General features: G+C 35.4%; 20 protein-coding genes and 2 other annotated features (1 of these 22 running past the window's edge). Of the genes, 2 read left to right on the top strand and 18 right to left on the bottom strand.

The annotated features are described in order from the left end of the window. Positions 1–195, bottom strand: a binding site (T-box leader) (it extends 45 nt beyond the left edge of the window). Positions 196–293: 98 nt separating this feature from the next. The 14 genes from FOT98_RS06310 to FOT98_RS06245 all read right to left on the bottom strand — a co-directional run bounded on the left by FOT98_RS06310 (position 294) and on the right by FOT98_RS06245 (position 15,925). Beyond that, on the bottom strand, positions 294–4,496 hold the full coding sequence (locus FOT98_RS06310; protein ID WP_063262734.1) for a bacteriocin-processing peptidase family protein: 4,203 nt from the start codon (positions 4,494–4,496) through the stop codon (positions 294–296). A 358-nt stretch (positions 4,497–4,854) separates the two neighbouring features. Then, entirely contained in the window at positions 4,855–5,733 is an 879-nt protein-coding gene (locus FOT98_RS06305; protein ID WP_063262733.1) for a class I SAM-dependent methyltransferase, read from the bottom strand. Between the two features lie 151 nt (positions 5,734–5,884). Then, the gene (locus tag FOT98_RS06300; RefSeq protein ID WP_063262732.1) at positions 5,885–6,103 is read right to left on the bottom strand and encodes a hypothetical protein; all 219 of its coding nucleotides are present in this window, start codon (positions 6,101–6,103) and stop codon (positions 5,885–5,887) included. Positions 6,104–6,122: 19 nt separating this feature from the next. Beyond that, on the bottom strand, positions 6,123–6,452 hold the full coding sequence (locus tag FOT98_RS06295; protein ID WP_063262731.1) for a DUF2085 domain-containing protein: 330 nt from the start codon (positions 6,450–6,452) through the stop codon (positions 6,123–6,125). A gap of 115 nt (positions 6,453–6,567) precedes the next feature. Beyond that, the gene (gene argS, locus FOT98_RS06290; RefSeq protein ID WP_063262730.1) at positions 6,568–8,256 is read right to left on the bottom strand and encodes an arginine--tRNA ligase; all 1,689 of its coding nucleotides are present in this window, start codon (positions 8,254–8,256) and stop codon (positions 6,568–6,570) included. 46 nt (positions 8,257–8,302) lie between these two features. After that, positions 8,303–8,517: a binding site (T-box leader), on the bottom strand. 40 nt (positions 8,518–8,557) lie between these two features. Next, complete coding sequence (locus FOT98_RS06285) at positions 8,558–9,334, bottom strand: class I SAM-dependent methyltransferase (protein WP_063262729.1); 777 nt, start codon at positions 9,332–9,334, stop codon at positions 8,558–8,560. A gap of 49 nt (positions 9,335–9,383) precedes the next feature. Continuing rightward, positions 9,384–9,818, bottom strand: a complete 435-nt coding sequence (locus FOT98_RS06280; RefSeq protein WP_061679552.1) for a BrxA/BrxB family bacilliredoxin — start codon at positions 9,816–9,818, stop codon at positions 9,384–9,386. A gap of 83 nt (positions 9,819–9,901) precedes the next feature. Then, complete coding sequence (locus tag FOT98_RS06275; RefSeq protein ID WP_063262728.1) at positions 9,902–10,285, bottom strand: thiol-disulfide oxidoreductase DCC family protein; 384 nt, start codon at positions 10,283–10,285, stop codon at positions 9,902–9,904. A gap of 3 nt (positions 10,286–10,288) precedes the next feature. Next, a complete protein-coding gene (locus FOT98_RS06270) occupies positions 10,289–11,416 on the bottom strand; it encodes a conserved virulence factor C family protein (RefSeq protein WP_063262727.1) in 1,128 nt (375 codons plus the stop codon). Positions 11,417–11,571: 155 nt separating this feature from the next. Further along, positions 11,572–11,910 carry a single-stranded DNA-binding protein gene (locus FOT98_RS06265; protein WP_063262726.1) on the bottom strand — a complete coding sequence of 113 codons (339 nt, stop codon included), beginning with the start codon at positions 11,908–11,910 and terminating at the stop codon, positions 11,572–11,574. 309 nt (positions 11,911–12,219) lie between these two features. After that, positions 12,220–12,474 carry a DUF4318 domain-containing protein gene (locus FOT98_RS06260; RefSeq protein WP_063262725.1) on the bottom strand — a complete coding sequence of 85 codons (255 nt, stop codon included), beginning with the start codon at positions 12,472–12,474 and terminating at the stop codon, positions 12,220–12,222. 104 nt (positions 12,475–12,578) lie between these two features. Further along, positions 12,579–13,310 carry a Bax inhibitor-1/YccA family protein gene (locus FOT98_RS06255; protein ID WP_063262724.1) on the bottom strand — a complete coding sequence of 244 codons (732 nt, stop codon included), beginning with the start codon at positions 13,308–13,310 and terminating at the stop codon, positions 12,579–12,581. Between the two features lie 75 nt (positions 13,311–13,385). Next, on the bottom strand, positions 13,386–15,281 hold the full coding sequence (locus tag FOT98_RS06250) for an ABC-F family ATP-binding cassette domain-containing protein (protein ID WP_063262723.1): 1,896 nt from the start codon (positions 15,279–15,281) through the stop codon (positions 13,386–13,388). Then, the gene (locus FOT98_RS06245) at positions 15,278–15,925 is read right to left on the bottom strand and encodes an HD domain-containing protein (protein WP_061679546.1); all 648 of its coding nucleotides are present in this window, start codon (positions 15,923–15,925) and stop codon (positions 15,278–15,280) included. The genes FOT98_RS06250 and FOT98_RS06245 overlap by 4 nt, the downstream gene beginning before the upstream one ends. Positions 15,926–16,034: 109 nt before the next feature. On the opposite strand from FOT98_RS06245, the gene FOT98_RS06240 reads away from it, so the two are divergent. Continuing rightward, positions 16,035–16,877 (top strand): hypothetical protein, encoded by an 843-nt coding sequence (locus FOT98_RS06240; RefSeq protein WP_088029771.1) that lies wholly within the window; start codon positions 16,035–16,037, stop codon positions 16,875–16,877. A 118-nt stretch (positions 16,878–16,995) separates the two neighbouring features. Here FOT98_RS06240 and spoVS read toward each other — a convergent pair whose 3' ends face one another. Further along, complete coding sequence (gene spoVS / locus FOT98_RS06235) at positions 16,996–17,268, bottom strand: stage V sporulation protein SpoVS (protein ID WP_061678591.1); 273 nt, start codon at positions 17,266–17,268, stop codon at positions 16,996–16,998. Between the two features lie 460 nt (positions 17,269–17,728). On the opposite strand from spoVS, the gene FOT98_RS06230 reads away from it, so the two are divergent. Next, entirely contained in the window at positions 17,729–18,286 is a 558-nt protein-coding gene (locus FOT98_RS06230) for a hypothetical protein (protein WP_063262721.1), read from the top strand. Between the two features lie 134 nt (positions 18,287–18,420). On the opposite strand, the gene FOT98_RS06225 is transcribed toward FOT98_RS06230, so the two are convergent. The 3 genes from FOT98_RS06225 to FOT98_RS06210 all read right to left on the bottom strand — a co-directional run. Continuing rightward, positions 18,421–19,977 carry an esterase/lipase family protein gene (locus FOT98_RS06225; RefSeq protein ID WP_390842184.1) on the bottom strand — a complete coding sequence of 519 codons (1,557 nt, stop codon included), beginning with the start codon at positions 19,975–19,977 and terminating at the stop codon, positions 18,421–18,423. A gap of 273 nt (positions 19,978–20,250) precedes the next feature. Then, positions 20,251–20,460, bottom strand: a complete 210-nt coding sequence (locus tag FOT98_RS06220) for a hypothetical protein (RefSeq protein WP_063262719.1) — start codon at positions 20,458–20,460, stop codon at positions 20,251–20,253. Positions 20,461–20,846: 386 nt separating this feature from the next. Further along, positions 20,847–22,019, bottom strand: a 1,173-nt coding sequence (locus tag FOT98_RS06210; RefSeq protein WP_144290979.1) for an RNA-guided endonuclease TnpB family protein, incomplete at its 5' end; no start/stop codon positions are given.

The following is a 22,019-nucleotide window of genomic DNA, read 5'->3' as shown; positions in this document are numbered from 1 at the left end:
CTTAACTAATAGCACTTAGCAACGTACTGTCATACGTGTTCTTTGTAACGGTAGACATCCGTCCGGGCTTACTTATTTTCAGCCTCGACTCCTCGGAGATGATTTTCAAATAACGTCTGAACACCGGCTTTCAGCAACATACCGGCTCTCTGGGGAACAGTACACTATTTTACTCTTTCTCGTCTTCAGATTTGTATACTTTGTTAAAAGCTATTTTATGCCATTAGGCAATAAATTGTCAACTAATTCAAAATATATTTTCATTTATGCCCTTTTTCGCGATTGTTATACAATTACTTTTCAAATTCTCGTATTCCAGTTAAATCTTCATCTTCTTCAATAAGCTCAGCAAAGAATCCTGATTCATCCTCACGAAGAACAGTTTCAAGCTCTTCCTTCGCCTCTTCAATTCTGTTTAACTGTGCTAAATAACAAGCACGATCGTATCTTGCTAACAAATTACTTACATCCATTGTTAATACATCATTTGTTATTTTTTCTGCCTTTAGTGTTTGTCCGGCACCATGATATGAAGACGCTAAAGAAAGAAGAATTGCTGTTTCATTCGGATGATGTATAGAAGCATTTTCTAATATATGAATCGCCTCTTCAAACCTTTCTTGACTTTGATACATTTCTCCTAAAGCAAGAAACGCTCTACTTACAAACGGTGTTTGCTCCGTTAACTGTAAGGTAATCTTTTCTGCTTTTCTTTCTTCCCCTATTTTAAAGAATACTTGTGCTTGTAAAAGAAGCGTATCATAATCATCTGGTAACTCTCGAACCATTTGCTTCGTTACTTCCGAAGCATCCCGTAACATATCTTCTTCCTCACACTCTATGAAAAGATTTACAAGTTGCTTCGCTACATCGTAATCCCATTGATTTTCTAACGATGTTTGCAATACATCTATCGCCTCTTTATACATCGCCACATTCCCGTAAAATAGTGCAAATCGCTGCGCTGCCATACTATTTTTTTGATTTAACTTTAACGAAATTTCATACAAATCAATGATTGTAGTAATAATCGAAATTTCTTTCGCACGGTTTTTCATGCGATAAAAAGCTCTCGTAATTATGGATTTCTTCGGCTGTTCATTTTGTTGACGCTCAATCCATCTTTCCGTCACCGCAGATGCAGCATACATAAATAGCATACTTCTTTCTGCCTTTTTCACTTTTAATGTATGAAGAAAATCTCGTATGTTAGACAATTTCTTATGTTGTTCTATCGCTTTTACGTATACCTCAAATATACGTTCATTATTTACATCTTTTTGTATCACTTTCATTGCAATTTCAATTGCTTTTTCATTTCTACTTTTCACTAACACTTTTGCATAATGATATAGAACTTCTGTATGCTCACCATCTAATTGTAGCGCGTGTTCAATCCATGCCTGTTCTTTATCTATTTCATCCATCGCTCCATACACATATGCAATCGCATCTAATCGCCATATTTCAGGTACTTCGTCCGCTAATTGTTCTAGTTCAGTCAGCAATTCTTCCTGAAGATTCATTTCTATTGAAAGCTGTGCCAAATATTCCATATTAATATGCAATGGCTCTTCTTTCATCGCCTGAACCATATGATTTTGCTCTTTAGAACGATTTTCTTCTTTTTCATATATTTCCGCAAGCGGTAAATGTACCCCTACGAAATGCTCATCAAGCTCTAAACACGTTTCATACGCTTGTTTCGCTTCTGTCAATTGCCCTAAAAGCATAAGTGTTTCACCAATTCGGTAATACGGTAATGCCGTTTCCTTTTGTTCTATCGCCCTTTTATATCTTTTCATCGCTTGGCCGTACTGCCCAATAGATTCATATAAAATACCTATATAACAACCGTATTCACTTACCTCATTTCTTTCTTTGTGTAACGTTCTTAAGAATGCTATTCCTCGTTGTACAAATACCGTTCCTTTAATTCGATTCACATATTCATCTAATGCACTTGCTACATTATATTCGCTCTGCTTTATACCATTCTCTAACTTAGACAATGCTACTTTAAAGCCTTCTTCACTTCCACCAAGTTCAACCTCAGCATCCCATAAAACCATTCCCGCATTCATAAGAAAATCTTGGCTCTTTTCAATTTGCTTTTCAATACCGAGTATATATTGTTTTGCTTCCTTGTATTGTTCTCTTGCCATATAAACTTGCGTAATTCCGAAGTGAGAATAAACATCATCATGATTTTCTTCTAAAGCACGAGTATACAATGTTTCTGCTTCTTCCAGGCTATCATTTTGAAAATGATAGTCACCGAGTTTTACGTATAAAGGTGCCTTATCGTCACAATTCTTAATACCTTTTAATAAAATTTCTTTCGTACGTTCCTCATCCTTCAAATCAGACTCGTATATTTCCGAAAGTTTCGTATAAATGTAAGGTGCATTACTGTCTAAATGAATCGCTATTTTAAGCCCTTTTATCGCTAAATGTAATTTCCCTAGATGATGCGCACATCTCGCTCGCTCATACCATACATGTGCCTCATTTTTATACTCTTTTAACAGATCATTAAAAATTTCATACGCTTCTTCATATCGTTCTAAATCTATTAATATTAATCCGTGATTCGTTAAAGTGAATCGTTCTGGACTACGTTCTAAAGCAACTTGAGAAAACTGCAACGCCTTTTCAGATTGGTCGATATACATATATGATAAAGCGAGAAAACTCCAAGCAATCGGCTGATCTGCATCTAATTGTAACGAGGAACGAAAACTTGAAATTGCTTCTATATAACTTTCCTGTTCAAAAGCATATCTTCCGTTTATTAGATGATATAAAGCACGATTATTTTTCTTCTCGACACTTTTAAGCATTTGCCCCGCTTTTTCTAATTCTTGAAGGCGAATAAAACACTGCGCACCATGCAATTTAACAAAATCTGAGTTCGGAAACTTCTCCATTAACTTTTCAATACAACTTATAATAAACTCATTATCTACTTCAACATCTAAATGCTTAACCGTATATAACCACGTATTCGGATTATCACTCGTCTCTTTTAAAAATTGTACTAAGTTATGAATCCCCTCTTTATCATGTTCATCTAAATGGTCCGTAAGAGAAAAAATAGTTTTAAAATAATGATTTTCTTCTTCATTTAAAAATGCTAGTTGCTCCTTCTTTTCTTTCGGAACAAACGTAATCGCTAAACACCCTGTGTAACGATATTTTTCTTGTAACTTACTATATTCCACAATAACGGGTTCTATAAAGTTCGGATCTTGAACATAAAAAGCTTGTAACGTATCATCATACCCAGATAATACTTGCACATGTGAAGCATGCTCAATATCTATACTTAATAAAACAGGAATCCCTGCATCCAGTAGTCTCTTATAATTTTCTTCATTCCCTTTAAAATAACAATATTCATAACCTAATTCTTCTAAATAAGAAACAGTATCTGAAAACTTCGAGCCTGTCATATCAAAGATAAACTCTGCTATTTCATCTTGTGTACGTTTTTCTCCCCATAACTGCAACATCATTTCTAAACTTGTCGGAACACAATAATTATCCTTTTGTACAATCGGAACTATCGGTAAATGAACCTTTTTGCCATCTGGATTTTTTTCTAAATTATGATATAAGGAATCTTTTAAACTTTTTTCTACTTTTAATAACTGTTGTAAATCTGCAAGTTTATTCATTTTGTAAAGCGCTTCTGCACGTAAATGAACAAAGTAAGTTTTATACGCATGATAAGGAAGCTGATTATTTATGTTATCTATTACCGCTAACATCTCTTCATACTTCCTTAAATCTAATAAATATTTCACCTTTTCAAAATGAAAATATGGTACTTGCGGGAATTTTACAATCGCATCATCAATTAGCTGTAATGCACGTTTTTGTTCTCCTTGATTCGCATATAACTGTGATAACAAATAGGTAGATAGCTCTTCACAATCTTTATGCTGCATGCCAGCTATAAATTGTTCTTCTGCTTTCTCCCATTCACCTGTATGCATATAGACGTAGCCCCATTTATCAAATACGGCACGTGCACTGTACTCCTCTGCCTTTTGCATATAGATTAGGGCCTCTTCATTTCGTTTCATTTCCAACAAACATCGTACTAACGTAAAATATGTTTTCGCTAAAAGATCAATTTCTATTTCTTCTTTATTTACCTCTTCTAATGAGTCTTTTAACAACTGTTCTACTTCCAGTATTTTTCGCTCATCAATTAACTCATCACAATATAAAGAGAGCGTTCTCAAATTTGGGAATTTTTTATAGGCGTAGCGAATGAGGAATGAACTGTATTGGTGCATAAGCCCTTCATCAGTAAGACGTATTAATATGTCAAACTCCTTATGTGAAGGAACACTAGCAAGCCAATTCTTCAAATAGGATAAAGTATTCTTTTCTTTTATATATGAAATTTCATTATTTATTTCCTGTAATCCATCTATAAATCTCTTGTCTTTCAAACAAGCATCTAACTGCTTAAAATCTAGCATGTATTCACCTCGAATTATTTTTTGCACTGCTACTTGCTTAGATTTTACACATCATATTGTAGGTATTCAACTAAAATCTCCTATAATGGATAGTATTATTTAATATTATTCGAATTTATAACAAAATATAGTAAAAATGATTGTTTTTCTCTGTATTTTGTTTAATTAAATGGAATAACGTTACATGAGGATCTTATCTATTGGAAGCTGGAATCAGTACATGAAATTATATCGGCGATAATTCAAATATATCAGCGATTCTTTCGTTTTATCGACGATTTTCAAAATATATCAGCGATTATACGGTGAATATCGACTTACCGACAAATAATGACAACCCTCAATAAATCGCTATCTTTTAACATTCTATGTCACCAAATGTAATTTTCATATTCGGAGCATATACTAAAGAAGAGTGCATTTGAAATACTTTAAAAAATCGGAGTTCAGCTTCATATTGAGCTAGCGCATCATTATATGTTAATCCTCTAGTCATTAAACGATCTATAAATTGCTCCTTATCACCTGGATTCCCTGCAATCCCCTCCTCTTTTAATGAATGATACAAACTTTGCTTATCATTATGCTGCATATTAGAATCTAAAAAGTTCACTTTATCACTTACTCTACATTCAATATTTTTTGCGCCTAGTTCACTTAAAAACATCGGTATTTTCATACCAACATTTCCATCTTTTCCGCTTCTCTGCGTGTCACTTTCAAATAATTGCTGCAAAGCACCTAGCCTAATAATTTCCGATTGTTTCTCTCCATTTAAAGAGTATGATGACATATTTGATATCCAGTGTGGTTCAAAACAGATTATTTTTCCGCCACTTTTAACTGAATGCATCATTTTTTGTAGCATCGTTTTTGGCGAACTCATATGCAATAAGAAAGCATGACAGATTGCTATATCGTATGTATCGTTCAATTCAATTTCTGTAGCATCTCCCTCAAGAAATTGTGACTCATACGGAAGTAAACGAAACAACTCTCTTGCTTCAGCTAGTAATGTTTCTCCACTATCAATGCCTGTATACTTTGACCCTTCTGGAAGTAAAGGCATTAATACTAATCCTAAATAACCATATCCACAACCATAATCAACAATATGTACTGGCTTAGTAATCTTCCAAACTGTATTTACTAAAAAACTTACATAATCGTCGTTGTAATATAAATCTCTCGTGTTTTTTAAATATATTAGTTTGCTGTTCCAATCATACGTTTCCAAATGTAACGCCCCCTTTTATATACAAAACTAAAGTTCTATATATAACCGCCGTATTCCTACACTATTCTTAAAATTTCAAAGCAAAAAAGCTAGTGTATTTTTAACAATACGCTAGCTTTTTTATTTGGAAGAACGGTAGATAATTAGAAATTTAACCCGTACAATCACAATCTAAACAATCCGTACAGTCTACATCACCACAATCTGATTTTCTCTTTCTTTTGTCTCTTTTAAGATAATAATACAGTAGCCCAATCAGTAGTGCGCAAATAACAAATACTATTATTGCTTCTGTATATTTGTTTTGAATAATAAAACCTATTCCACTACCGCCTGAAATAAAAATTAGAATTATGTAGATCCAGAACATCTATGTAAATACCTCCGCCTTAAGATAATATCCAAATAACACTAGATGAAATAAATAACCCCATCCCATTACCGCTTATTACACCGGTAGTTACTCTTAGCAAATTTGTGCTACTCCTCCATCTCCATTTTTGGGTGAGTCCATCAATAAGTAACGGAATTTGAGCAGAGAATGATAGTATTATTGCAAAAAGAAATGAAGGTGCTATATAAAAATATATTGGAAACATTAAAATACCGAAAAGCATGCCTGTACAACGCGCACATAAAGGTATGTATTTTTGTAGTTTAAGGAAACTTCTTCCCGAGTTTCTATGACAAGGAATTTGTAAAATAATAGTTCGAACCAATATGAATCCCCCTCTCTAAAAAGATTTTAATTGATTTTGCAAAATAATTATATACTAATAAAAAAACAACCCAGGTTCCTTCTAAACCCGGGTTTCAGTTCGCTACTATATTTATTTACATCTCCTCAGGAGCATCCACCCCAAGTAAACGTAATCCCTCTTTTAATACAACTGTCACAGCATACACTAATGCCAGTCTGCTGTCTTTCTCTTCGCTCTCTTCTAATATACGAACATTACCGTAATATTTATTAAACGATTGCGCTACATCTAATACGTATTTTGAAATGATTGATGGCTCATTTTTGTTGAAGGCCGCTTCAATTACTTGTGGGAATTTATTCAGTAATTTTACGACGCTCCAGCTATGATCATCTTTTAATGCAAAGGTACACGTTTCAAATTCTACACTTTCTTTTCTTAAAATAGAGCACGCACGTGCATGTGTGTACTGTACATACGGTCCTGTTTCACCTTCAAATTTCAGCATATTTTCTAATGAGAATTCAATATTATGCATACGCTCATTTTTCAAATCATGGAAAATAACTGCGCCAGCGCCGACTTGCTTTGCTACTTCTTCTTTCTGTTTTAAGTTTGGATTTTTCTCTTCAATATTTTGTTTTGCAAGGTCAATTGCTTCCTCAAGTACTTCTTCAAGTAAAATAACTCTTCCTTTACGTGTCGACATTTTCTTACCATCTTTTAAAATGAAACCAAACGGTACATGTTCCATGCCGTCAACCCAATTGTAGCCAAGCTTTTTTAATACAGTAAAAAATTGATTGAAGTGTAAACTTTGTTCCGGGCCAACTACATATAACGCTTTATCAAACGCATATGTGTTTTGACGATATAACGCTGCCGTTAAGTCACGTGTTGCGTAAATCGTCGCACCATCTGATTTTCTAATTAAGCAAGGCGGCATTCCCTCTTCTTCTAAATTAACGACTAACGCGCCTTCTGACTCTTCAAGCAAATCATGCTCTTCTAAAATCCCAATAAAATCTTCCATTAAATTATTATAAAAAGCTTCTCCTTGAAAATTAGTAAATTCAACACCGAGAAGTTCATAAATACGAGAAAATTCTTTTAAAGATTCATGACGGAACCAATTCCAAAGCTCAACAGCTTCTTCATCACCTTCTTCTAATTTCTTAAACCAAGCGCGTCCTTCTTCTTCTAGCTCTTCGTCGTCTTTTACCTCTTCGTGGAATTGAACGTATAACTTAAATAGTTCACGGATTGGATCTTCTTTCACTACTTCTTCATTTCCCCACTTTTTATAGGCGGTAATTAACTTTCCAAACTGTGTTCCCCAGTCTCCAATATAATTAATTCCTACAACTTCATAACCACATTTTTCAGCGATATGTTTCAGTGAATTTCCAATCATTGTAGAACGTAAATGCCCCATTGAAAAAGGTTTCGCGATATTAGGAGAGGAATAATCGATAACTACCGTTTTTTCACAACCAAAGTGATTTTGACCATACTCTTCTTTCTCCGCTAAAACCGTTTTTAATACATCATCACTTACAGTTTCACGATTAAAAAAGACATTTACATAAGGACCAACGGCCTCTACTTTCGTAAAAAATGGATCACTTAATTTCTCCGCAACTTCCTGTGCGATTAGAGCTGGTGATTTTTTATATTGCTTCGCAAGTGAAAAACATGGAAATGCTGCATCACCGAATTCATCTTGTTTCGGTGTTTCAATTATCTCTAAAATTTGATTTTGCGTTAATTCATTCGTGAAAATATTGGATAAACTTTCCGCAAACTGCGTTTTATAATCCATACTACAACCTCCTTATTTTTTAAAACACAAAAAAACTCGTCTCTAAAAAAGAGACGAGTTTTAACCCGTGGTACCACCCTTGTTGTTCATTACGAACCACTTTCCCGTTTATAACGAGGACAGGGGACCTCGGCTTACTCTACTATTCGTTCAAGAAGCATCTCCGAAGCGCGCTTCATCTTTTCCTTCCGCACTAGGCTCACACCATCCCTAGCTCGCTTTCCTTCTAAAAAAGACTACTCTCTTCATCACAGACAGTATATTTAATTAATTATTGCTTATTATACATCTTTTCAAACAATTAGCAAGGGTCAATTACACCAAAGTGAAACTTAGCACTTTTTCTTTTGTATACGTGAAAATTATGTTTTTCAAATCTAGAACTACGGAAATGATCTTTCAGAACGACACGCTTTCTCGCCACACGTCTCGCTTCTGCAATTGTTTCGTCAGTAATATCATGATACAAAGCGAAGTGTTTTAATCCTTTTATTCCATCTGATTCTATAACAGTTTCTTCAAACATCGGATCAAGGTACACAACATCATAACTATTATCTTCACATTGTTTTAAAAATGCGTAATGCTCCGTTTGCTTCACATCAATTCGTTGCATTGCTTTATCAATTTCAGAAACGGATGAAGACCATGTTTTTAAACCATTTTCCATAATATAAGCCATATATTCATTGCCTTCAAGCCCCGTTACTGTTCCGCTTTCACCAACAATATAACTAGCTACAATACTATCTGATGCCATACCGAGCGTACAATCTAACACTGTCATTCCGCTCTCTAATTGCGTGGCTTGTACAAACGGGTCGTGTTCTCCGCGCATTAATCTTTTCACACGAAACATCGCTGAGTTTGGATGAAAGAAAAACGACTCCTCCGTTCCTTTTGGATAAATAGCTAATCGATTTTTTCCTACAACAAGTACATCTTGTTCATATTGCTCATGTAGTTTATGTACTGGTATGTCATTACGTTTAACGAAAGAAACATTTAATTCTGCTGCTACCTTATTTGCATAATCTGTCATTTCTTTGTTCGTTCTTCCTGCTGTTGTTACGATCATTTTTTCACCTCTATATAAAGAAAAGAGGGAGATTTACTCTCCCCCTTCTTTAGCAATTCTTTTCGAAAGCTTGTTCTAAGTTCGTAATAATTTCGTCCATAGTTGCACCTTCAATTTCATGACGGTGAATGAAGTGAACAACTTCTTTACCTTTTAACAATGCCATAGATGGTGAAGATGGAGGAATTTCTCCGAAGTATTCACGCATTTTTGCAGTAGCATCTTTATCTTGACCTGCGAATACAGTTACAAGATGATCAGGTTGTTTTTCAGCACGAACAACTGCTTGACCTGCTGATGGACGTGCTAAACCAGCTGCACAACCACAAACTGAGTTTACAACTACTAAAGTTGTACCTGATGCTTTTTCCATAAATTCTGTTACAGCTTCTTCTGTAGTTAACTCTTCAAACCCAGAACGCACTAATTCTTGACGCATTGGGATTACCATTTGGCGCATGTATTCTTCATAAGCATTTGACATCTTGTAATCTCTCCTTCAACTTTCATTCCAAATTCATCATATCACGCTCTATTACTAGGTGCAAAAGAAAGATTACGATGATTTCATTTTTTTGTAGGGATTTCACAAACCCCTTCACGGCAATGTCCAACTGGAACAAGTTTTCTATTGTTAGCGATATAATCGTATACTTTACTTCCAAATCCGAGTACGATAGATAGTTTTATAAAAGGAACAGCAAACCAGTAAGATGGAACAGCCTTTGCTAATACATGTATGCTATGAATTCCGTCATACCACTTATTATTTTTAAAAATATACAATCTTTGTTCCATCTTACTTTGTAGTTCTTGAGAAAGTTCATACTTCTCAACTACATCTTCATCTCGAAATGAAACAAAATTCATCTTACCCTTTTCATCTAATTTTTTCGTACGTTCTGCAACCGCCGTACACATCGGGCACCAACTATCATAGAAAACAATCATACATTATTCCCCTTTACGAGACTCCGTCATTTGTTTCCATACAGAACCTTTTGCTTCTTCTCCGCCTTCAATACGCTCTAATGCTAGACGCGCTTGCATCGCTACTTCAAACTCTGGATCATCTTGCGCTGCTTTTAATGCCGGAATCGCACTTTCATCTCCAAGTTCAAATAAGAACATCGCTGCACGCCAGCGTACTAATTTACTTGAATCTTTCAGAGATTTAATCATAACGAACATCGCTGCTGGATCACCTACGTCTGATAAGCAATCACCCGCTGTACGGCGAACACTTACTGAACGATCTAATAGCGCTTTATATAATAACGGCAATACTCCATCACCTTTTACCATACCTAAATATGCTGTTGCTAAACGGCGGATCGAAACTTTTTCATCATCTAACGCCATCTTCAACACTGGCATATCTTCTTCAGTAGGATCCATTTGTTCTAATGCTGCAAAACGGTTTTTCCAGTCAGCATCTTTCATCATCTCTTCTGTTACTTTATATGGCTCACGCTTTTGAATCGTTACTTCAACAGCACCTGCCTGGTTTAATAATTCTTTAACCGTTTCATTTACACGTTCTTCTGAATAAGCAGCAACAATCTCTTCTACTACTTCTTTCCCTATTTCTTCAAAATTACCGTAACGTGTACTTTGTTCCACCCATTTACGTTCTTTTACAACGTTTGGCGCAGACATTTGTACTTTCATAATTGATTCTTTAAAACGATCTGGTAAACCAACGCGTTCTTCTGTTGTTCCATCAGTTAACTTGACTTGCATTGGAATTGTAAAGAACATTTGAACAAACACTTTCACTTCCCCAAAATGAGCAAGTTGTTGTTCTTCACTTTCTTCCACTACTTCTTCGCCGAAAACAGCACGAACTTGTTGTAATAAAACTTTCCAGTCAAACTTCGCATTTCGCTCCACTGCTAAAAAGTCGGCTACATGATATACACCTTTAATGCCTTCAATTTTCAAAATTTCTTGCACTTGCATTGGTGCTTGTTCTTTATTTTCATTTGTATAATTATTACGCGCTCCTGATGGTAATACTTCGTTCAAAATAACTTTCATTGTATTTGGACTTGGCGTCGGTTCAATTGCTTTAATCTTCACGTAAAAAACTCTCCTTTATTGCGTGTTCTTAGCTGTATTGTAACATGTTCCACCTCTCTAAACCTACTCCGATGCTTTATTTTGCTGATTTCTTTCCATCATCATACTTTCCCTTTCCACCTAATTCTCCCAAACCAATTGTTTAAAGTCCCATCTTATTGTGATGCCCCCTCCCGCCTTCTCTCCAAAAATGTAATGCTCTCAATCATAACTTCCGTTATATATATTCTCTTTCCTTGATCATCTTCGTAATTCCTCGTATGAATACGTCCAGTAATTCCAACAAGAGAGCCTTTCGTACAATACTCAGTTACATTCTCAGCCGATTTTCTCCAAACGACACAATTAATAAAGTCCACTTGTTGCTCACCTAAACTATTTCGAAAACCTCTATTCACCGCAACACATACTCGTGCATACGCGACGTCTTGCTTTGTGTAGTATAATTCTGGCTCCTTCGTCAATCTACCGATTAATACAACTCGATTCATCATAGGTTATACCACCTCACATATTTTTCTTCATTGTAAAGAAAAATGTGTGAAGGGTAAAAAGCGTAAAATAATATATTTTATAGTAAAAAATATTATTTTTATATCTTATATAAACAAAAAAGAAACCTTACATATTTAAAACATGTAAGGTTTCAAAATTTATCCCGCTTTAATGGGCAGTAAGACCCCCACCTCAAAATTCAGCGAAAGCAAAGAATTTAGGTGGGGGATCAACTGCCCATTAAAGTCCGATTGGTTCAACTAATAATCAGTGGGGATGAAGACCCCTCCACTGATTAAAGTTTCACTTTATACTTCACTGCATGAAATGTAATATCCACCGCGAGCCATCTTTATCTCAACGCGGTACATTACATTTTCTAAGCAAAAAGTAATCGGTTTAACTTTACTCTCGAATTTTAACTTTTCATTACATTCAGCCACATATCTTTCTATTGTTGAAGTAATAACTTCTGCTGATGGATACGTTAAAGCATCATCTAGTTCTATGAAAAAACTTTTAGAAAATAGTTTTTTCATAATTCCTTTCTTCTCTTTCATCATATTCCATCCCCTTCATTTCAAATTAACAGCATCCAATGATACTATATTCTCAATTTATCTTTGAAAATAAAAAAATCCTGCATTTTTCATGCAGGATTTTTTTATTAGTCATTTTTCGTAAAGTAAGAAACAAAACGAAGAATTTCTAAGTATAACCAAACTAATGTAAGCATTAGTCCCATTGCAGTGTACCACTCCATATATTTTGGAGCTTGACTACGTACACCATTTTCGATTAAATCGAAATCTAGTAATAAGTTTAATGCAGCAACTACGATAACAACTGCACTAATAATAATGCCGATTGTACCACCTTGGTGAATGTACGGAACCGTTACACCAAACATGTTTAGTAGAAATACGACTAAGTACATAACCATAATTCCAAGTGTCGCTGCCATCACGCCTGTACGGAATTTATCCGTTACCTTTACTACGCGCGTTGCATATAACACTAACATTGCAAATAGAATTGAGATTGTTAGTAATACAGCATTTAAAACGATAGAGTCGCCAAACTTCATTGTATAAACAGCTGAAATACTACCTAATACAACCCCTTCTACCGCCGCATAGATTGGTGCACCAAAAGGTGAAATACGCGGGAAGAACATAGACGCAAATGCGATGATTGCCGCAACGATTAAAGAGCCAATTAAAACTGGCATTTTCATCGTACCCTCTATCATCTGTATGTATGAATAGACAGACGTTGCAAGTAGCAAGATAAGCATAATAAACGTTTTGCCTACTGTTCCGCCAATTGTCATCGCAGAAGCGCTTGCTCCCTCTTTACGGAATGCCTCTTTTTTCAACATTGGATTAGATGTTCTCATTTTTTCCCTCCTAAAATAGGTTCTACCAATAGTGTAAAGTTTTTCTCTTTACTTTTCAATATATGCAGCTTGTTTTTATTTTAATCCTTCAACGATGTCTGATAGTTCGCTCCATCTTTCCATCGTTTTTTCTAGCTCTTCTTCTGTTTTCTGCTGTGCTTCAGATAATTCTTGTGCCTTTGTGAAATCAGATCCAACTTTCGCAAGTTCTTCTCCAATTGACTCAATTTTCTCTTCTAGTTCGGCAATTGTATCTTCAATTGTTTCCCATTCACGCTGCTCATTGTATGAAAGTTTACGTTTACGTTGTTGTTTCGGCGCTTCTTCTACCACTTTTTTCTCTTTTTGAACTTCCGCCTTCTCAATAAGTTCTTTCATCTTTTCCATTTCTAAAAAGTCCGTATAACTACCTAGGAATTCACGCACTTCGCCTCCGCCACTAAAGATGAATAATTCATCTACTACTTTATCTAAGAAGTAACGGTCATGCGATACAGTTAAAACGACACCTGGGAAATCTTCTAAATAATCTTCCAGTACTGTTAATGTTTGTGTATCTAGATCATTCGTAGGTTCATCAAGTAATAGTACGTTTGGTTCTCCCATTAAAATACGTAATAAAAATAAACGTCTTCTTTCACCACCAGATAGTTTACCAAGCGGTGTACCATGTGAATGCGTCGGGAATAAGAAACGTTCTAGCATTTGAGATGCACCAATTACTTTTCCATCTGTCGTATGAATAACTTCTGCAATCTCTTTAATGTATTCAATCATACGCTGATTTAAATTCATCTCTTCATTTTCTTGCGTATAATAAGCAACTTTTACAGTTTGTCCTACTTCAACTTCACCACTATCAGGAGATAGCTTACCTGCAAGCATATTTAAAAGAGAAGATTTCCCGCTTCCATTCGCTCCGATAATCCCGATGCGATCGCCCGGCTTCACTATATGATTAAAGTTGTGTAATACCGTTTTATCACCGAATTTTTTCGTTACATCTTTTAACTCAAGTACTTTTTTGCCAAGGCGACTCCCGCTAAGCGCAATATCAACTGACTGCTTTGCAGCTGGTCCTTCTTGACCTTTTAACTCATCAAATCGTTGAATACGTGCTTTTTGCTTTGTCGAACGAGCTTTTGCACCACGTCGAATCCATGCTAGTTCGCGGCGGTATAAGTTTTGACGTTTTGATTCTTGTGCAATTTCTTGTTCTTCACGAAGTGCTTTCGCTTCTAAAAATGTACTATAGTTTCCTTCGTAACTATATAGTTTACCATTGTCTAATTCAAAAATACGATTCGTCACACGATCTAAGAAATAACGATCATGGGTTACAAGTAATACGGCACCATTATATCGTGCTAAATATTCCTCTAACCATTCCACTGTCTCATGGTCAAGATGGTTCGTAGGCTCATCTAAAATTAATAGATCCGGTGTTTCAATAAAACATTGCGCCATCGCAATACGTTTTTTCTGTCCACCAGATAAATTCCCAACAGTTGCTGTAAAATCAGTAATTCCTAATTTCGTTAATAACGATTTTGCATTCGCATTTGCTTCCCATGCACTCATCGCATCCATACGTTGCTGCACTGCAAATAATTGTTCCTGTACTTTTTCATTACTTGGATCTTTTTCGATATTTAATAACGATTGTTCATAATCACGAAGAAGACGAATTAAAGGTGTATCACCATGGAACACTTGCTCTAATACTGTTAGTTTTTCATCAAACTCTGGTTGCTGTGATAAATAACTAATTGTATACCCACGTGAATGCGTCATATCCCCTGTATCAGGAGTTTCTAACCCTGCAATAATTTTTAATAATGTCGATTTACCAGTACCGTTTACACCAATAATCCCGACACGTTGTCCTTCTGTAATACTACATGATAATCCATCAAATAACGGTTTTTCTCCGTATGATTTCGATAAGTTTTCCACAGTTAACATTTTCATATTTGTGCATTCCACTCTTTCATAAATTGTTCAATAAACTGTTCCATATAACGATGTCGAACTTCAGCCTCTTGTTTTGCTGCGTCAGTGTTCATTAAGTCTTTTAGTTTCAAAAGTTTTTCATAAAAATGATTTAAAGATGGATCGTTATTTTTTCTATATTCATCTTTCGTCATCACTTCACGCGGAGGAATAGTTGGATCATACATTAATCTCCCTTTCGCCCCACCATACGCAAATGTGCGAGCTATTCCAATTGCTCCAAGAGCGTCTAAGCGATCTGCATCTTGAACAAGCTTTCCTTCAAGTGAATCCACTTTACCGCCATGACCACCTTTATAAGACATATTGGCAATGATATGAAGAACATGTTTACTTTCCTCTTCTTCCACATGTAATTCTTCTAACCAATCAGAAACTTTTTTCATTCCTGCTTCTTCACTTTCATTTAACTTCTCATCTGCCACATCGTGAAGTAATGCTGCCATTTCAATTATAAAACGATTTCCTCCTTCTTGCTCGGATAAAGAAATCGCCAGTTTATGTACGCGTTCAATATGATACCAATCATGCCCACTCGCATCTTTTTCTAAAATATGTTTTACAAAAGTAATTGTTTTTTGAATCTTTTCTTGTTTTGTCATTTTATCTTCACCCAGTTACTTATTGTAACACGCCCGCATTTTTTCATCACATATTTTCTTGTCCGCCCATACACTGAGTGGTAAGCATCATCATGAAGGAGGAATAACTATGTTCTATAATAATCAACCGCCTTATCCACAACAACCATTTTACCCTCAGCAACAGGAACAACGGTATGAAGAACAATATGAGGAATATGGGGAACAAGAACAACAATATGAACAAAATCCATACGAAACACCGCAAAATCAAGAGCAACAATTTCAGCAAAACGCATACGACACACGTCCAAATTATGATTACCCTCAAAATCCATACGCAGCACCACAAAATCAAGAACAACAATTTCAGCAAAATCCATATGTAGCACCACAAAATCAAGAGCAACAATATCAACAAAATCCATATGCAGCACCACAAAATCAAGAACAACAATTTCAGCAAAATCCATATGTAACACCACAAAATCAAGAACAACAATTTCAACAAAATCCATACGCAACTCCGCCGCAACAACCACAATATCAGCCGCAAATGTATCAACCAAACTATGGCGCACGTGTTTCACCACCGGCACCACAAACAATTGATCCGACACAACCACAAATTTTACCACCAGGACCAACACTCGATATTACACAACCGCAAATCTTACCACCAGGACCAACATTTGATATCACACAGCCACAAATCTTACCGCCTGGACCAATTACAGAACCAACACAACAACAAATTCAACAAGTTGTCGGTACACAGTTTTTACCTTTAAAGAAACCTGTACTAGATTTCGTAAAACCTTGGGTAGATTACGGTTTAAATGAAGCAAAACATACATCACACAAACACGCTTTAACAGAAGTTGCGGCGATTATGTTTTTAGTTGGGAAAGGATTCAACCCGACGATTGCACATTATATTGTGGAATCCTGGGAGAAGAATGAGCAGTTTTAAGGTTATCCATTTCAATTTAAATAAAACAAAAAAAGTGTCACAAATGCGTAGGTTATAAGCATTTGTGACACTTTTTGTTTGTTATGTTAAATGTTATTTCAATAGTGAGTTACTACAGTTACCTTTTCTTTCTAGGACCAATAATTAATTTAATCGCCGTTCTTTCTTGATCATTAATAGTAACCTCTTGAAACGCTGGAACAAAGGCTAAGTCAATGCCACTTGGAGCAACAAACCCTCTTGCGATCGCAATTGCTTTAATTGCCTGATTTAAAGAGCCAGCCCCAATCGCTTGAATTTCTACATTTCCACTTGTTCTTAGTACACCTGCAATTGCACCTGCCACTGAATTTGGTTTTGATTTTGAAGATACCTTTAATATATTTTCCATGTAAGTTGCTCCCTCTATTATTTAATCGCTCTTTTGTTACCGTTTAAAATATTTCAACGTATCTTTTACTACTATTCACACCAAAAGCAAACAATGCTACATATGTACATTCATTCGATACTTTTCGTCTTCTTCCTGCTCTACTACGTAAATAAAGGGAAACAACCATAAACTCTAATATGCAAACATTTTAAAAAAACAGACATTCGCTTTAACGATCACATCATTGAAACTGAGACTACTGGTTTTATTTTTACATGTGAAAGTAAAATATGTGTTCCCGCTCCACTTGTATTTTTATCAAATCATTAACCTTTTTTCTTCAAAAATTGTTACAGCTACTATTCTATTACTATATTTCATCGTATTAGCACTTTATACTCCAAATCTATCACCTTTTATATAAGACAGGCATAAAATACTATGAGTATACACTTCATTCATAATAGGAGGTAATATATTGGGTTCTTACTATCATTCTTCAAACTCCAATAAAAAATGTTCATGTAAATCTTCTTCTAGCTCATATAAAAAATGCTCCTGCAATTCCTCTTCTAGTTCCTGTAAAAAAAGCTGTCCGGCATACGGCACTTTTTGGCAAACAGAGTTTATAACTGTTCCTTTTGGAGATCCTTTTCCGTTTAATCACGTTGGCCCTATAGCAGGAGGCGTTTCCTTACTAAATCCTACTACGATACAATTTAGTCAAGCGGGTGATTATAGAGTTTCTTTCATTTCAACGATTAACACTACTGTAAATCCTGTGTTTCCACATATTCCAGTCATGACTATATTTTTAAATAATAATCCACTTGCTAATAGTCAAGGTGACTTTGCTTTTCAAATGAATACTTCATCAAATAACGAATGCCTTCAACTAGCAGGCGAAACGATCGTTACAGTTACCGCTAATTCAACTCTTCAACTGAAAAATAATAGTGGTTTTAATCGTCAAAGTATTGCAACTTGTGATAATGGTATCAATGCAGTTGAATTAACAGTTATTAAACTAAGTTAATAATCATCTTCACATTCAGATGCTATTTCAGCATCTTTTTTTATTGAATAATGCTTTTCTGCTAATCTATTAAACATGAAAAAGAACCGAACTCTTCTACTGCAAAAGTTCGATTCTTTTTATATTAAAACTTCTTACTTCTCCACATAAACCGACTTAACAATTGTACGATTGTATGGTTGTCCTTCTTTATTCATCCCTTTTATATCCATCGTAACGTTGTATACTCCTGGTTGCTTTATGTCCTTTAAAGCACCAGTAAATGTAGTATTATTAACATTTTGTAATTCATTATATTCAGAGACTAGTTTTCCTTCTTTATTAATTACTCTTACTGTTATGGAAAGATTGCCCTTCATTTCAGGTGCTACAGGTGATTTTTTCAGTTTATACTCAGATTTATTCACTTTAACTTTTGTAGGCATTTGGAGAACAAATGGTGCGTCACTCTTGTAATCGCTTACAACTAAATATGCATCTTTCGACTGCTTCGCCATCATTTTAACTTTCCATTCTCCTACATCCATTTTATCAAATTTAAATGTTCTAATTGTCGCACCACCAAAGAAAGATTCACCTTCACCAGTAGTTATAACGCTATCTTTATTTGTATACATTTTTCCTTTTGGTGATATCATTTGTACTTCTACATCAGAAGAAGCCGTTAATATAGAAACGATTCCTTCTGCCTTTTTATCAACTGTAACGGTTTGCTCTATCCACTGATTTTGTGGCAATTCTCCGCCTAAAATATTTTGATTTGAAGTTGTATTTAATTGTTCTATATTTTCATTTGAACTAGTGCTGGATGCTACTAAAGCTGGTACGGCTACATTTGCTGTACGTAAATATGGTTCAATTCGCGCGAAAACAGCTGATCCTTTTCGTATATTATCATGATCAAATCTGGAATCTGTAAATAAATGCGTTCCATACGGTAACTTAGCACTCCATTCATTTACTAATCCATCATTTGAACCGTATGATGACAAATAGAACCCGCCCATAGATAAAGCAGAAAATACTGGTCCCCAGCTAGTCCCGGTAGCCGTATAGTAACGGTTTAATTTAGCTGCTGGATTATTATCAATCGTTGAACGAAATTTTGCCATTTCCCCCATTTGTAATGAATACGTACCATCATCTTTTTGACCTAAAATAGAAGCAAGCCATCCTGCCCACCAACTATAGGATAAATCCGCTAAGTTTGATCCATGATGTGGCGTCGCAAGCGTAATAACATTTCCGACAAATCGATTTGCACCATATCCTACTAACGCAGCCTGTGTATCGATACCGCCTTTACTATGTGCTACAATATTAACTTTTTTACCGAAATGATTATATATTTCTTCTAATTTTTGTGCTAACAATTTTCCGTTGTCCCACTGACTAGCTGAGCCTTTTCCAGCAGCATCATATAATTGTATAAATACTGTTTGATAGCCTGCTTTCAAAGCATAATCATACATATCATTTATATCGTGATACACTGTCTTTCCATACCAACTATCAGCATTCCCATTCCTTCCTTGTACAAAAAGAATTGGAGGTTTATTCTCATCATAATTTGCAGGTTTTTGACCTAAAAACCATTCTCCAGGTGTAAATACATCTTTATCTGGAAAGCCCGTTTTAATTTCTTTTACTTCCGCCGCCGCTACCTTCGTACTAACAGCCATCGGAGCCATAATAAAAAATGCGAGAAGTAATAACATACACCTTTTCAAAATCCTCATTAACATTCCCCCTTTTTTGAAAGGAAGCACTATTTTACTCTAGTTATTTCTTACTTATTTTATAGGTAAAAAATAGTAACTGTCCTTTCTTATGAAACGTTATTCTCTCAACATGTATTCATTCCTTTTCCTATTGGACTCATTAAAAATTTCTCAACATATTTCTAACAAAAAAAGCTGCGTATAAAAGGTTTATACCATAACCTTTTATACGCAGCTTCTTTCTTATAAATCAACGATATACTCATCATCATATTTATCGAATTGGAGCCCTGACCCTATTTTTGATTCCGTAACTTGATCTCTTAAAAACGGTGCAGCTTCCATTTTGTTAGTTGCAATTTCAATTCCATATTTTTTCGTTAAATGGGCTAATTCTATTAAAAACCACTCTCTTCGCAATGTAACTGGAATATCAAATGTTCTTCTTTTCATATATATTAGCACCTCTTTAATTTTCATAACTTAAAAAACATTATAGTATATGCATGTCCATTTTAAATGTGCTATTAATAAAACATAATTTTAGTTTACGTCAACTACCCCCACTGAGATGAATCGTTTCAGTGGGGGCTTGAGTTCGAATGCTAGGTCTTTTCGTCTATTGCTAGACAATTGACGCTCTAGCATTCATGCCACCCTATGGTAACACCTCAAGTATGTTTTTGGTTGGTACTGGCAACGAACGATTGTTTTCCCACTTGCACCACCCTTTCGAAAAAGAGCAGTTCTTCCTTGTGGAAGAAGCCGCCACTCAGATGAATCCGGCGTATGCTACAAGCCCCGACAAGTCGAGTACATATGGATGGTTGACGCACCCACTAAGCTATGCGCGAAGCAACAGCCTTACGTTTTTGCACTTCTAATAGAATCGGCGTTTTTACTTTAAGATTTTCATCCAATTGTACCACTCTTGATTTTTCCAACGTATTCAGCGCACCATTAATATCAGCATGGATACATGTTCCTGCTTTACTTTGGTACAGACCACGCGTCATTCGTTTGCCACTAAAGTAATAATGGGTCCTATCATCCTTAGACCAAACTGGAACCGGATCTTTATCCAGAAAACTAGCTTTTGAAGTATAGCTTTCTTCTTGTTTTAAAAATCGGATGCCTTCTTTTACACATTTATTCTCAATTGCCACAATCAGTTTATGAAATGGGATTTGAACAAATTGTTGATTATTCTTTTTCCCCATACCAGATTTTTGTTTCCAACCAGCGTTATACCCTACGACAACCGTATCAATGTTAAATGCTTTCATCTTTTTGAACAACAGGCCTACAGTTTGTGAAATGTAACCATTTATTTGTCGTTCTCGTTTATGCCAAAGTACAGCCATTTTGTTCGTTACAACGCGTTTTGAAATTCCATTTTCTATATTTTTTTGCTGTAAATTACGTATCTTTTTGTTGAAGTACTGGTTAATAGATTTTAATTTCTTCCCATCCATTAAAAATGCATCCCCTGTATTCGTTACGCAACTTACTAATCTATCTACACCTAAATCGCAACTCAAAGCATTACTCGTGGTCGTAGATTGTTTCTTCATTTGAGATACGTGCATTTCATATGTGTAATGCACCTCAAAGAACCGACCTTTTTGCTTCGGTACAATCTCAATGTAGGAGATTTTTTTATTTCTTAAGTTTTTTGGCATACGTATTTGAATGGAACCGAATTTTTTTCTGAATGCAACACTCATTGGAATCACCCAATACCCGTTCTCATCCACTTTTGGAACTTGATAGATTTCAATAATTCGTTTGTCAGTCGAACGAGAATAATTCGGAAACTTAGGACGACCTGTGAAGGTTTCAGGTTTTTTCTTCCATTGTTCCAATGCCTTAAAAAAGCTTTTTACTTCTGTAAATAAGGCTCTTCGAATAGCCTGCACAGAGTTTGATTGCATGCCCCAGTAGTTCATATCGGCTTGCATAGCAGTGTCCACTTCTTTTACAGTAGCTATATTGTTATGATTCAAGTAACT

This window comes from Bacillus sp. HY001 (genome assembly GCF_007558965.1).
GTDB classification, from domain to species: domain Bacteria; phylum Bacillota; class Bacilli; order Bacillales; family Bacillaceae_G; genus Bacillus_A; species Bacillus_A mobilis.
This window is presented reverse-complemented; position numbering and strand designations above follow the sequence as displayed.

What these genes read in the sequence shown, in the direction of transcription:
- FOT98_RS06285 (WP_063262729.1), bottom strand. Translation starts at nt 9,334, where the DNA reads ATGATCGTAACAACAGCAGGAAGAACGAACAAAGAAATGACAGATTAT.
- FOT98_RS06225 (WP_390842184.1), bottom strand. Translation starts at nt 19,977, where the DNA reads ATGGCTCCGATGGCTGTTAGTACGAAGGTAGCGGCGGCGGAAGTAAAA.
- FOT98_RS06220 (WP_063262719.1), bottom strand. Translation starts at nt 20,460, where the DNA reads ATGAAAAGAAGAACATTTGATATTCCAGTTACATTGCGAAGAGAGTGG.
- FOT98_RS06275 (WP_063262728.1), bottom strand. Translation starts at nt 10,285, where the DNA reads ATGATTGTTTTCTATGATAGTTGGTGCCCGATGTGTACGGCGGTTGCA.
- argS (WP_063262730.1), bottom strand. Translation starts at nt 8,256, where the DNA reads ATGGATTATAAAACGCAGTTTGCGGAAAGTTTATCCAATATTTTCACG.
- FOT98_RS06240 (WP_088029771.1), top strand. Translation starts at nt 16,035, where the DNA reads ATGTTCTATAATAATCAACCGCCTTATCCACAACAACCATTTTACCCT.
- FOT98_RS06280 (WP_061679552.1), bottom strand. Translation starts at nt 9,818, where the DNA reads ATGTCAAATGCTTATGAAGAATACATGCGCCAAATGGTAATCCCAATG.
- spoVS (WP_061678591.1), bottom strand. Translation starts at nt 17,268, where the DNA reads ATGGAAAATATATTAAAGGTATCTTCAAAATCAAAACCAAATTCAGTG.
- FOT98_RS06250 (WP_063262723.1), bottom strand. Translation starts at nt 15,281, where the DNA reads ATGAAAATGTTAACTGTGGAAAACTTATCGAAATCATACGGAGAAAAA.
- FOT98_RS06300 (WP_063262732.1), bottom strand. Translation starts at nt 6,103, where the DNA reads ATGTTCTGGATCTACATAATTCTAATTTTTATTTCAGGCGGTAGTGGA.
- FOT98_RS06265 (WP_063262726.1), bottom strand. Translation starts at nt 11,910, where the DNA reads ATGATGAATCGAGTTGTATTAATCGGTAGATTGACGAAGGAGCCAGAA.
- FOT98_RS06310 (WP_063262734.1), bottom strand. Translation starts at nt 4,496, where the DNA reads ATGCTAGATTTTAAGCAGTTAGATGCTTGTTTGAAAGACAAGAGATTT.
- FOT98_RS06260 (WP_063262725.1), bottom strand. Translation starts at nt 12,474, where the DNA reads ATGATGAAAGAGAAGAAAGGAATTATGAAAAAACTATTTTCTAAAAGT.
- FOT98_RS06245 (WP_061679546.1), bottom strand. Translation starts at nt 15,925, where the DNA reads ATGACAAAACAAGAAAAGATTCAAAAAACAATTACTTTTGTAAAACAT.
- FOT98_RS06255 (WP_063262724.1), bottom strand. Translation starts at nt 13,310, where the DNA reads ATGAGAACATCTAATCCAATGTTGAAAAAAGAGGCATTCCGTAAAGAG.